The organism is Pseudoalteromonas neustonica (genome assembly GCF_001653135.1).
GTDB classification, from domain to species: domain Bacteria; phylum Pseudomonadota; class Gammaproteobacteria; order Enterobacterales; family Alteromonadaceae; genus Pseudoalteromonas; species Pseudoalteromonas neustonica.
Genome location: NZ_BDDS01000007.1, coordinates 90272 through 102577, shown reverse-complemented (window position 1 = coordinate 102577; position 12306 = coordinate 90272). Strand labels below are relative to the sequence as shown.

Sequence of the window (12306 nt, the reverse complement as noted above, 5' to 3'; positions counted from 1 at the left end):
GCTAATTGAGGGTATTAAAGAGGTTAAGTAATGCTATTTAATAAACGACTATTACCAGCTTTATCTATATTTCTACTTGCCGGTTGTGCTTTTTATGCAGATAAACCCACGCCCAAACTACAGCACGCACTATTAATAAAGCCACAAAGTGAGCTAATAGCGCAAGGTATGGCAAGGCTAATGCGCAGTAATCCTATCGCCGTGGCGGATGATGTATTTATGCAGCAAAGTGTAATGGTTGTTGATAATGTAAATAAAAGCGATGGGATGGGTAACCCAATTATGGGGAAGCAACTTAACATGCCCGATCGATTTGAGTTGCTGATCAAAAATAACACATGCTTTTTGCGCCACCTTGATAGCAAAGCAACTGAACCTTTACCCAAAGTACAATGCAAAGTGAATGGTTTTCACTCAGGTTAAACATAAAAAAGCCCGAACGGGCTTTTTCTTCAAATCATGTAAAGAACAGCTTATTTAATTTCAACACGCTGTGAACGCATTACAATCTCATCATTTAGCTCAATACCAATACCAGGCTCTTCAGATACTTCAAAGAAACCATTTTTAGGCTGTGGATCTTGTAAGCATAATTCACGATTCCACTTTTTAATTGCATACGTATGATGCTCATGAATCAAGAAATTTGGAATCGCCGTTTCTAAATGTAACGACGCAGCAGTTGCCACAGGGCCACCACATACGTGAGCTTGAATGCGCACATCAAAGATATCAGCATAGTCACATACTTTTTTAGTTTCAGTAAAACCACCACATAAACCAATATCCGGCTGAAGTACATTAATGCTCTGATCTTCTAAATATGGACGCACACCCCAACGGTTATATAAACGCTCGCCACCAGCAATAGGTACTGCCACTTTATCAGCTACTTTTGCGTGTAAAGAATGATTTAAGTAGTTAACCGGCTCTTCATAAAACATACAATCAAATTCTTTGGCAATTTCACCAATTTGAATTGCCGAGGTTACACCCGGTAAGCTGTGGCATTCAAAAATGATGTCGACTTCATCGCCTACCGCTTCACGAATTGCTTGCATACGCGCACGGTACAGCTTCATTTCAGCGCGTGAAATGATATTGGTACGGTCGTAATACGTATTACCATCTTTATCATATTGGATAGGGTCAACTTTTACTGCGTCATACCCTTGTGCCACGGCTTTTAATGCCGCTTCTGCGTACTCTTGTGGATGTACTAACGCTTTAAATTCTGTATCCCAATCGAACTGTAACTGCGATGCATAAGTACGCAGCTTATCGTTTACTTTGCCGCCTAATAACTGGTACACAGGTAAACCTAACGCTTTTCCTTTAATGTCCCATAAGGCTGTATCAATCGCGCTCATCGCTGCATACACCACTGGCCCACCACCTAAACCCCAAAAGCTTTCACGCAGCATACGCGACCATAACTTTTCGGTTTGAAATGGGTCATGACCAATTAAGAAGGCATCTGCCATCTCTTTGATCATGGCCGCCGCCGCACTGTGACCTAAGTCATAAGCAAGGCCAGCCTCTCCAACACCACTAATACCTTCATCAGTATGAATACGAACGAATACTGGCGTCCATGCAGGTCTATCTGGGCAATGGATATCGAATACTTCAACGCGATTAACTTTCATGAAAATTCCTTATTAACCAAACTTAGGTTATTTTGCAAAACTAGGATCAAGACGATAGGCCTTGCGTAACATCGCAGGCCAAGCAAGTTGCCCACCAGTGCTACCACTGTGTACAACATTCGCTTGATTATAAATATTATCGATTATGACTTGTGGCACAGGTGTAACTGCTTGGCCGCTCGCTTGTAATGCAAGCTGTATTTCACACGCACGCTGTAAATCGTAAAAACGCATAAAAGCATCACCGACTGTTGGACCAACAGTTAAGCCACCATGATTAACCAATAACATATGGTTGGTATCGCCTAAATCATCTTGTAAGCGCTTTTTCTCGTCATTATTGACCGCTAAGCCTTCATAACCATGATAGGACAACGATGGTAATGAAAACATTGAATACTGGCTCAAAGGCAATAAACCATTTTTTTGAGTTGCGACTGCAATCGTTTCTTTTGTGTGTAAGTGAATAACACAATGCGCATCATCGCGAACTTCATGAATAGCGCTATGGATAGTAAAACCTGCAGGATTGATTGCAAACGGCGTATCATCCAAAATATTGCCGTCTAAATCTACTTTTACTAAGTTAGACGCCGTCACTTCATCAAACGTTAAACCAAACGCATTTACTAAATAATAGTCCGTCCCCGGCAAGCGCGCTGATAAATGCGTGTAAATCAAATCACCCCAACGAAAGTGTTCAACTAACCTATAGCAGGCAGCTAAATCAACACGTAACTGCCACTCTTGGGCAGAAACTTTATTCTTTAAATCAAGTTGAGGTAATTCAAACATTTTAATACCTTATTCAAACGTGAAAAACACGAAGTAGATGGATAGAAGTCTAAAGTAGTGCGGGAGGATGATCAATCTCTTTTAAAACAAAACAGCCACACCAAAATGGCGTGGCTATTTATAAAATAACTTAAAAAGTAGTTAGCTTAGAAAGTATTATTTTACTTTTGATAAATAGTCAGCAATCGCCGCTAGCTCTTCATCAGTTACAGTTGCAACCATTGCTTTCATTGCTATGCTCATACCATTTGCACGAGCACCAGATTTAATATCTTTCATTTGCGCGAGTAGATACTCTTTATTTTGACCATTTAGCTTAGGGTACATTGCCATGATCGGTGATTTACCTTCAGCGCCGTGACATGTTTGACAGTTTTTAGCTGTATAAAGCGCTGCACCATCAGCAGCCATTGATGAAAATGAAACACTTGCTGCCATTGCAAGGCCAGCTCCTAAGAGTAATTTTTTTATCTTGCTCATTGTATTTTCTCTTCTTTATGACGGTTTATAAATCTATTCACTTAATTGTAGACTATGCTCAATGTCATGCTAACTTTGTACGTAATTTATACACGCAAAAGATCACATAACATTGTCAAAAATAACAAGTCTTTTAATTACCAAACAAGGTCATCTGGGACTTCAAAGTCAGCATATGGATCATCTACATCTTTCCCTTTATCTTCAGGTTCAACATGGAAAACAATATACTTTTCATCGACTTCAGCGACTTTACGAGCAGGCTCATCTTCCAATACAAAAAATTGCCCTTCTAAAACACAAATAGCTAGACGCCCACCGGATAGTGCTTTTTGAGTCTTTTCGTTTACGTCCAGCTCTTTTACTTTATTTTCGTAAGTAAAATTAAAAGTACGTTCGCCACGAATCGTATCTTGATTATGGTGCTCTAATATTTGCTTAACGCGAGCAACTTCTCCGCGCTGCTTTAACTCACCTTGACGAGCTTGATTTAGCTCTTCTGCTTTTTTTTGCTGTTCTAATTTTGTTTGCTGAATATGCTTTTGCAGATCACTAGGGTTACTAGTCGCCCCTTTTTTTGGCTTTTTCTGTTGCTTACGTTTTTCACTTTTTGCAACTTTCGCTTTATGTGATGTAGTTAATCCTGCTTGTAGCAATTGGTCTTGTAATGAACCCATAGCTTTGTTCCATTAAAAACTGATATTAAGATTATTTTAATCTTCAATGCGCATAAATCATAGTGTTATGACCATTAATCTAGCAAAGTGTAGTAATTGATAACCTGACTTAGCGCAATGAATGATGATTTTAAAGAAAAAACACTTAACTTAATTGAATTTAATATCAATCAGGTTAAGCTACAATTTTTATAGTCGGAGCAACAAATGCGTTTAAGTCATTTATTAATTTGCTCACTGCTTATCTTTTTTGTGCTCTATGCCCCGCAGCCATTATTGAGTCTATTCGCGGATCAATTTGCTGTTAGCCCCGCAATTGCAGGCAGCTTAATGACTGCCACTATGATCCCACTGGCCATTGCGCCGCTAATATACGGCCTACTCCTTGCTAAACGTAACCCTCTAACAATTTTGCGCTATGCAATGTTAGTGCTAGCGCTTACCTGCATCGCTTTTGCATACGCTCCCAGCTTTGAATTATTACTGCTGTTACGTTTTTTGCAAGGTTTGACCTTACCGGCCGCATTAACGGCAATGACCACTTACATAGGCAGTCGCTATCAAGCCGATAACCTACAAAGAAATATGACTCTTTATATAGGTAGCACTATTGCCGGCGGTTACTTTGGCCGTGTATTAGCAGCAGTTTTTGCAGATCTATGGGCATGGCAAAGTTTCTATTTTATCATCGCTGCGGGTCTGACGGGTTTAGCATTATGCATTCCGCGCAATCAAGCGCAATTAGTTAGCAATCCACTTTCGCCATTAAGTTATATAAAACAGCTAGCAGATGCTGCGGTATTAAAATTGTATGGTGCAGTATTTTGTATGTTTTTTTGCTTTGCCGCACTGCTTAATTACTTGCCGTTTATTCTGCAAGATACCTTTTTAATCACCAACACGCGTGATATTGGCTTAGTTTATAGCGGATATTTAATTGGTGCGCTAGCTTCTATAGCTACGCCGTGGTTATTAAGAAAAAGTCATTCTCCGTGGTATTTACTATGCGCAATATTCACCTTGTATAGCGTGACATTAGTGGCATTAATGAGTTCTCAACTGGCTGTATTTTTATTGGCTTTTACTGGGTTTTGCGGTGCAATGTTTATTATTCATTCAACTGCTGCGCCGTTGGTTAATAAAATAAGCAGTGCGCCAGCAAGTGTTACTAACGGCGCATATGTATCGTTTTATTACAGTGGAGGGGCCCTTGGCTCTTTTGTACCAGGCATGGTTTATCAACAGTTTGGTCATATCGCGTTTATAGTATCACTACTGTTCGTCTGCCTATGTGGATTAGCGTTAGTGAGTTCAGGTTATCTCGCTGGCAAAAAAACCACTTTAGGCTGATGCCCTGTCGCTGTAAAAAAAGTATCTAGATCCATTTTTTTTAATAGCCACGTTTGCGTATTATTAAAGGGATGACAATGAAATAGATCACCAAACCAAATATCTTGATCAAGCCATAACGTTACATTATTTTGCTTGTCGTTCATTAACGCTAACATTGAGACACAGCCAGGTGCGACTTTTAAATAACGTGCTAAACGCTCATCAGAAGCAAACCCTAATCTCGATAAGCCCTGATACTTAGCTAGGGTGTGTTCCAGGACGCTCAATCATTAACTCATCTGCGATGAGGCTGCCATGTAACGCTGGATGTTCAATCGCATCATAATGAATATCTAAATGCGCTAAAAACGCCGCTAATTTAGTTTTATCAGCCAACATTTATAAACAACGTCCTGTTAGTCGTACGCTGAGATCTCGCCATGACACCTTTTCTATTTCATATTTATTATTCTCGCAATATTCTTTTTTATTTAATTCTTGTTTTAATAATTGCACTGCTTGATCTTCTAGCTTGAGTTTTAAACTATTGGATTCTTCAAAGTATTCTTGATTAGCAAAATCTTTAAACTCACGGCGTGTAAGCGGCCTATCTAATTTCACATTTTTACGCGTTTTTGCTTCAACGGTTACTATATAAGCAAAGACTTTACTCTCTTGCTCATCTAATTTGGTATATAACTGCTTGCTAATAATCTCAAAAAGTTGGTCATCACTTTGATTCGCACAACCACTTAATAAAACAACTAATATCCATATGCATATCTTCATAACGAAATCATTTTTATTACCTAGTTGCAGGTAGTCTATCAAAAAATCACTCTTTACGTGAAAATTCACCAAATATATAAAAAAAACTTGACCAAATTGATAAATCTCATTAAAGTTCGTCCCGCTTGAAAGGGAACATCAAGTAGGTTACGAAATTCGTAATTTTAGGAATGTGGGGCTATAGCTCAGCTGGGAGAGCGCCTGCCTTGCACGCAGGAGGTCAGCAGTTCGATCCTGCTTAGCTCCACCACTTTCCTACCTTTTCTTTTTAAGTTCATAACATCTACTTTTTCAAGTAATCCCTCTAAAACTTTATACTACTTTATTCTCAATAATTCATCGTCAATGCTTGAGCCTTTGTCCGTCATTAGCTATACCTAAACATTAACTATCGTTATTTTGGCTAAATTATGGATGAGCCTAAAAGGGCTACGCTAAAAAAAATTGCAGCGCTTGGAATAAGCGCCGGTATCATCACCCACGCTCCCTATGTTTTTGCCCGCAAAAAAACAACTCTGAGAGTGTTAGGAACCCACGTAACATTACAAGAGGCTATTCGTAAGCAAGCTATGGCTGACTTGGGTATAGATATTGTATTTCAACCAGCTGGCAGTGCTGCGGTACTACAAAAAGCATCGATGGCTCCCGGCTCTTTTGACCTTTACGAACAGTGGTCCAATAGTATCAATGTGTTATGGAACGCTGGCAGTATCCAAGCTATTGATAAAAAACGCATTCATAACTTTAGTGAAATTAACGCACTCACTAAAACAGGCAAGCTCACTCCAGATGCATCAATCGGTGCTGGCGATGCCCCATATAAACTTTTAAACATCCAAGATGACGGTACTTTAAATAGCAATGAAACCGATTTTATTAGCTACTTACCCTATGTCCATAATGTCGATTCATTTGGGTACAATACAGCTCACATACCACTTGGCACCGCGTATGAAAGTGAAAGCTGGGCATGGTTATTAGATGAAAAACACCGCGGTAAAGTCGCTATAGTTAACGCCCCATCAATTGGTATTTTTGATTTAGCGCTTGCCGCGCAAAGTAAGGGATTAATTAAATTTAATAATATTGGTGCAATGACTCGCCAAGAGATCGATAAGCTATTTAGTATTTTGCTCAATTACAAAAAACAAGGTCACTTTAGCGGTTATTGGAATTCTGTGCCTGAATCAGTTGATTTTATGCGTAATGACAGAGCCATCATTGAAAGTATGTTTTCACCCGCTGTCGAGAGCTTAAACAGCCAAGGTATCAATGTGCGCTTTGCTGCTCCTAAGGAAGGTTATCGAGGCTGGCATGGCGTAATGTGCCTATCATCCCAAGTGAACGAAAACACGAAAAGTGCCGCCTATGAGTATATGAATTGGTGGTTATCTGGGTGGCCAGGTGCATTTATCGCCAGGCAAGGTTATTACATTAGTAACCCTGAACGCTCAAAACCTTTTTTATCTGATGCTGAATGGCAATATTGGTATCAAGGCCAACAAGCTATAGAGCCGTTACTTAATCCACAAGGAAAAATATCCGTAAAAACGGGCGCTATGCGCAGTGGGGGAAGCTATTTAAAACGTCTAAGTAATGTTGCGGTGTGGAACACTGTAATGCCAACTTACGACTATAGCCTTCAAAAATGGTATGAGTTAATAAGCCGATAACTATTATGCTTTCAATCAAATCAAAAATATCCATTACGTTGAGCATATTAATTAGCCTGCTTTTACTGCAAAGCTACCTATTTGACAAATCTCAGCATGACTTAAGGGCATTACTTGCGCTGCAATATCACGCCCTTGCGCAAAGTGAAGTTGCAACCAGTCTAGAAAATAATGTGATCTCATTACAAGGTCAAGTTGTTGACTATGTTGGAAAAGAAAGCAGACCCATTGCTTTAGATAATTTTAAGCGTTTTTTTCTCGCGGCAAATGCTGATTTAGTTTCCTTTACACATAATGCAAATAAAACCCCGCACCAGTATGATGATTTATTATTGCGCTTAAATGAGCATTTAAATAATTATCGCCATACATTCGAGCAAGTTATTGACAATAAAAAGCATCGTCAAAAATTAGTTGAAGAGAAGTTCAAGCCAGCCATTGCGTCACTACAAACAAGCCTTAATGCTTTAAAAGATAAAGCAAGCAACGAACACAAGTACCGCTACTTTGAGGTATTACGCTCAGTAACAAGTATCGAACATGCCACACTGACTTACTTAAACGACACACAATATGACTCATCTCAAAAAGCGCAACTAAGCATTCAGACTTTACAGCAACAGCTAAACCATATTGAGCAGGATGGATTACTAAATAATGCACTTCCTAATGTAGACTTTAAAACTCAGTTGCTCAACATTCGCAGAGCTTACAACCAATTAACACTACTAACTAGAGGCTATACATACTCTATTAATGTTGTTTTAACCGGCATTGCTAACGAACTGTTATATCTAACAAAACAAATAAATAACAGCGAGAAAAGTACGTTTATTAAGTCACAAGAAACACTCAATCTACATTTGGCTGATAGCGCTAAAGAATCTCAATTTCTCTCTCTGGCTATGTTTATTTTAAGTATTATTGTTAGTGTATTTATCGTGGTTGCAATCATTTTACCAATGAACAAGATAATTGTGCTTCTGAATAATTTAAACAACGGCACACAAAATGAAGAACTGGCTGAGCCGAATAAAAAGAATGAACTTAGTAGTGTGATAACTGCAGCAAATTCACTTTACAGAAAAAATAACGAAACTGTAAACCTATTACATGAAACACAAACACTCAATACCCAAATGCAAAGCATAAACGCCGCATTATCGTTAGCGAAAGATCAAGCTGAGCAAGCCAATAGAGCTAAGAGCTATTTTGTTGCTAATATAAGTCATGAGTTACGTACTCCAATGAATGCTATCTTAGGCATGCAACAGCTGCTGTTAGAAAGCCCGTTAACTGACCAACAAAAAAGCAATGTTAATAAAACCCTTTCCAGCGCTAGTAAATTATTAAAGATATTGAATGACTTACTCGATTTTGCCAAGCTTGATACCAATAGATTAAAATTAGAAAGCAGCCAATTTATACTGCACGATATTATTAAAAATATTGAAAAAAGGTTTTCAATCAATGCTAAGCAAAAAGGCCTAAACTTAATACTGACTAACCATTTAAAAAAAGATGCCATGCTCATAGGGGATCCTGTAAGACTCGAACAAGTACTCGGTGCACTTGTTGATAATGCTATTAAATTCACAAAGCAAGGTGAGGTGATCGTTTTGATTGAGGTCTGCTCCCAACAGCAACAACTCATTACATTACGCTTTACAGTTCAAGATACCGGCGCGGGAATAAAACCTGATGAGATAAAACAAATTTTCAGTTCATTTGCACAAGGTAATAACAGTGCAAGTAGAGTGCATGGAGGAACGGGCTTAGGATTAACAATCAGTCAAAAATTAGTCAAGTTGCTTGGAGGAGAAATTCAAGCTGACAGCCAACTTGATGAAGGTACTAAATTTTCATTTAATCTCTCATTTACTTTAGTCGACCCCGAAGGCGCTACTATGCAGAACCTTGAACAACCTCAATTATTAGACTTACCCACCGCACTTGAGAATCTAGACTTTAATGATCGACTGCTTACTGATTTATATCGACGCTTTAAAAATGATTACAATGATTACAATATCCAAATCAAGGAGCTGTACGCAAAGCAACATATTCTCGAATTAAGGCGCTCACTCCACACATTTATAGGTCTTACAGGCACGCTAGGACTCGAACAGCTAAGAGCAACAGCACTTAAGGTCAAAGAGGAAATCAAGCAACAGCAACTCATCAACTTAACTGTATTTGAGCAGCAATTAACGATGGCGTGTTGCGCTATCGATCAATACATACTTACGAATCAATTGAAAGCGACCAAAGAAATTACACTTTTCTCCGATGATAAAAAACTTTATTTGAACGAGATAAAAGTACTCGCTCAAGAAGCTCGCCCAATAACGGCAAACCTTAATCAACAATTAAATGAACACCTTGTAGCCTCGGGTAATGACCCTCAATTACTACAACTTAAAGAAGCCATTGATCAATTCAATTATCAAACAGTTATAGGGACTATTAATAATTATTTAAATCCACCAAAAAACTAGACAAGACTCAGAACAATGAACTATTTTTTAATTAGTTAAGTAGCTACACATGGATTGCTAGTGCACTCAAATAATCAAGTTACATCAAAAGTTATGATGAAAAATAGGCAGCAAAAACCTTTGGTACTCATCGTCGATGATGAACCAAATAATTTACATATTTTGGTAGAAGGCTTGCTTTCTGATTATGATGTACGCATTGCAACGGGCGGCGCGCAAGCCTTAGAGTTTATTGAAATTACACGCCCTGATTTAATTTTACTCGATATTATGATGCCTGAAATGGATGGCTACGAAGTCTGTAAGATTCTTAAAAGTAATCAAAATACCAAAGGGATCCCTATCATTTTCGTTACAGCAATGACGGAGGAAGAATCTGAAGAACACGGATTTGAATTAGGCGCAATAGACTATATTCATAAGCCTTATAAACTTTCGCTAGTAAGAGCCCGCATTCGCACCCACATGACCGTACAAGGCATGTTAGATAGATTGATTGAAAAGAACTTTGATCTACACGATAAGCTGCTAGAAATTGAGATCCTCGCCTCTGAGCTTAGTAAACGTGACACCGAGCTAAAAAAATTAACCGCTAAACAAGAATTATTCTATCAAGCGCTTACAAGTACAGCTGATGGCGTTGTAATTACCAATAATAAAGGAATTATTATTGCTGTTAACCCCTCTTTTTGCAGGATCACCGGTTTTAGTGAGAATGAAGCACTTGATACACAGCTAAAAAAAATTAAACAAAATAATCTGCCTGAAATGAACTTTGATGCCATTTGGCAGCATGCGAGCACTGCGGGATATTGGAGTGGAGAGTTAATAACACGACGTAAAAATGGTGAACTATACCCAGAGCTTTTAACGTTGAGTATGGTGAAAAATGACATTGATACGAACGTTAACTTTATAGGTGTATTTAGCGATATATCTAGTGTTAAGGTGACTCAAGAACGTATTGATTATTTAACCTGGCATGATGAACTAACCGGCTTTCCAAATAGAAATAACTTTTTAAAGTTATTAGATCAACAGCTCAATCAATCTTATATCGATTTGAATTATGCTTATATTTTTATTGTTGATATAGACAGCTTTCATTCCATTAACGATGGCCTCGGTTTATTAGCGGGCGATCAAGTTCTCCAAGAGTTAGCTGCTCGAATTGATAGTACACTCGATAGCAAAGACATCGTTGCACGTTTAGGGAGTGATGAATTCGCCGTTCTGTGCGCAACAAACAAAGGCACAGGTAGAAATAGAGCCCAAGCGCTCGCTAATACAAAGGCACAAAATTTACTTATCGCTGCAAGCGAACCTTTTACTGTTGATGAAGAAAAAGTCACTTTAACCGTTAGTATTGGCTGCTATATATTTCCGCGTATGGATGTGCGCGAAAATGCAATTGAGACAATTCGTAATTGTGAGGCTGCATGCTATAAAGCCAAAGAAAAGGGCGGTAACCGAATCACATTTTTTGATACTTCCTTTGGTGAGCAAGCTAAACGCCGTTTTGAAATAGAACAAGATTTACGAAAAGCAATTAGTCAAAATGAGTTAATGCTTTATCTGCAGTCACAATACGATAGCCAGCATAAACTCAAAGGCGCTGAAGTGTTACTGCGCTGGGAGCATTCTAGAAAAGGCTTTATTAGTCCCGTTGAGTTTATCCCGATCGCTGAAGAGTCGGATATAATTTTTGACTTAGATTGCTGGGTAACATGTAGAGCATTAGAGCTACTTGTAAAGCTTAACCAATTCAATTCAAAACTCGGGTTATCAATTAACATTAGTGGTCGTCACTTTCACGAAAATCGTTTTTTGAACTTTGTAACCAAGCAAATACAAAGCAGTAAAATAAACCCGAGTACGCTTACAATTGAGATTATTGAAGGGACTTTACTAAACCATATGGAAGCAGCGATTGCAGCTGTTCATCATTTAAAAAAGCTAGGCGTTAGGGTATCAATTGATGATTTTGGTACTGGTTATTCAAGCTTAACCTACTTAAAACAGCTGCCGATCCACGAGCTTAAAATAGATAAGTCATTCGTTTTTGAAGCCCCAACAAACAAAAATGACAAACTGATTATTGATATGATCGTCAGTTTAGGTAATTTATTTGATCTAAAAGTTGTCGCTGAAGGTGTTGAAGGCGAGGAACATTTCACCATGCTGCAAGCTTACCCTAATATGATCTTACAAGGCTATCATCTCCACAAGCCTGAACCTGCCGATTCATGGTTTTATAGCTTAACGAACCCGAACGCTGAATAATAAAGTAATCTTAACCGGCTAAATTCAACGCTTACTGCGTTGAATTTAATTACAATCGGCTTAGTACTTTAATTCAAAGTAAATATTTTAACCAAAACTTAGTAAACATGCCCTGAACTAGGGCATGTTT

The 12306-nt window shown here is 38.4% G+C and carries 10 protein-coding genes, 1 tRNA gene and 1 pseudogene; 6 read left to right on the top strand and 6 right to left on the bottom strand.

Annotated elements, in window-relative coordinates; all coding sequences use genetic code 11:
• The first annotated feature begins 30 nt into the window (after nt 1–30).
• Complete coding sequence (locus tag A7967_RS12115; RefSeq protein WP_054204506.1) at nt 31–423, top strand: hypothetical protein; 393 nt, start codon at nt 31–33, stop codon at nt 421–423.
• A 50-nt stretch (nt 424–473) separates the two neighbouring features.
• Here A7967_RS12115 and A7967_RS12110 read toward each other — a convergent pair whose 3' ends face one another.
• From A7967_RS12110 to A7967_RS12095, 4 genes are all read right to left on the bottom strand, one after another.
• A complete protein-coding gene (locus A7967_RS12110) occupies nt 474–1649 on the bottom strand; it encodes a mandelate racemase/muconate lactonizing enzyme family protein (protein ID WP_054204507.1) in 1176 nt (391 codons plus the stop codon).
• Nucleotides 1650–1676: 27 nt separating this feature from the next.
• Complete coding sequence (locus A7967_RS12105) at nt 1677–2444, bottom strand: class II aldolase/adducin family protein (protein ID WP_054204508.1); 768 nt, start codon at nt 2442–2444, stop codon at nt 1677–1679.
• 156 nt (nt 2445–2600) lie between these two features.
• Nucleotides 2601–2924, bottom strand: a complete 324-nt coding sequence (locus A7967_RS12100) for a c-type cytochrome (RefSeq protein ID WP_054204509.1) — start codon at nt 2922–2924, stop codon at nt 2601–2603.
• Between the two features lie 137 nt (nt 2925–3061).
• Nucleotides 3062–3601 carry a DUF2058 domain-containing protein gene (locus tag A7967_RS12095; RefSeq protein ID WP_054204510.1) on the bottom strand — a complete coding sequence of 180 codons (540 nt, stop codon included), beginning with the start codon at nt 3599–3601 and terminating at the stop codon, nt 3062–3064.
• Nucleotides 3602–3808: 207 nt separating this feature from the next.
• Here A7967_RS12095 and A7967_RS12090 point away from each other — a divergent pair, with 207 nt between their 5' ends.
• Nucleotides 3809–4951: an MFS transporter gene (locus tag A7967_RS12090; protein WP_054204511.1), complete on the top strand. Its 1143-nt coding sequence runs from the start codon at nt 3809–3811 to the stop codon at nt 4949–4951.
• Here the strand turns inward: A7967_RS12090 and A7967_RS12085 are convergent.
• Nucleotides 4918–5332, bottom strand: a pseudogene (locus tag A7967_RS12085) (YbaK/EbsC family protein). The gene A7967_RS12090 and the pseudogene A7967_RS12085 sit on opposite strands and share 34 nt — an antisense overlap.
• A complete protein-coding gene (locus A7967_RS12080; protein ID WP_054204559.1) occupies nt 5333–5722 on the bottom strand; it encodes a hypothetical protein in 390 nt (129 codons plus the stop codon). It abuts the pseudogene before it with no gap.
• A 174-nt stretch (nt 5723–5896) separates the two neighbouring features.
• On the opposite strand from A7967_RS12080, the gene A7967_RS12075 reads away from it, so the two are divergent.
• The 4 genes from A7967_RS12075 (at nt 5897) to A7967_RS12060 (ending at nt 12176) form a co-directional block, all read left to right on the top strand.
• Nucleotides 5897–5972, top strand: a tRNA-Ala gene (locus A7967_RS12075).
• A gap of 160 nt (nt 5973–6132) precedes the next feature.
• Nucleotides 6133–7395: an ABC transporter substrate-binding protein gene (locus A7967_RS12070; protein ID WP_054204512.1), complete on the top strand. Its 1263-nt coding sequence runs from the start codon at nt 6133–6135 to the stop codon at nt 7393–7395.
• A 5-nt stretch (nt 7396–7400) separates the two neighbouring features.
• Complete coding sequence (locus A7967_RS12065; RefSeq protein WP_054204513.1) at nt 7401–9893, top strand: sensor histidine kinase; 2493 nt, start codon at nt 7401–7403, stop codon at nt 9891–9893.
• 96 nt (nt 9894–9989) lie between these two features.
• Entirely contained in the window at nt 9990–12176 is a 2187-nt protein-coding gene (locus A7967_RS12060) for a two-component system response regulator (RefSeq protein WP_099458987.1), read from the top strand.
• The last annotated feature ends 130 nt before the right edge of the window (nt 12177–12306 follow it).

Coding starts and splice junctions, on each gene's coding strand:
- A7967_RS12105 (WP_054204508.1), bottom strand. CDS start 2,444: ATGTTTGAATTACCTCAACTTGATTTAAAGAATAAAGTTTCTGCCCAA.
- A7967_RS12100 (WP_054204509.1), bottom strand. CDS start 2,924: ATGAGCAAGATAAAAAAATTACTCTTAGGAGCTGGCCTTGCAATGGCA.
- A7967_RS12060 (WP_099458987.1), top strand. CDS start 9,990: ATGAAAAATAGGCAGCAAAAACCTTTGGTACTCATCGTCGATGATGAA.
- A7967_RS12080 (WP_054204559.1), bottom strand. CDS start 5,722: ATGAAGATATGCATATGGATATTAGTTGTTTTATTAAGTGGTTGTGCG.
- A7967_RS12115 (WP_054204506.1), top strand. CDS start 31: ATGCTATTTAATAAACGACTATTACCAGCTTTATCTATATTTCTACTT.
- A7967_RS12070 (WP_054204512.1), top strand. CDS start 6,133: ATGGATGAGCCTAAAAGGGCTACGCTAAAAAAAATTGCAGCGCTTGGA.
- A7967_RS12090 (WP_054204511.1), top strand. CDS start 3,809: ATGCGTTTAAGTCATTTATTAATTTGCTCACTGCTTATCTTTTTTGTG.
- A7967_RS12110 (WP_054204507.1), bottom strand. CDS start 1,649: ATGAAAGTTAATCGCGTTGAAGTATTCGATATCCATTGCCCAGATAGA.
- A7967_RS12095 (WP_054204510.1), bottom strand. CDS start 3,601: ATGGGTTCATTACAAGACCAATTGCTACAAGCAGGATTAACTACATCA.
- A7967_RS12065 (WP_054204513.1), top strand. CDS start 7,401: ATGCTTTCAATCAAATCAAAAATATCCATTACGTTGAGCATATTAATT.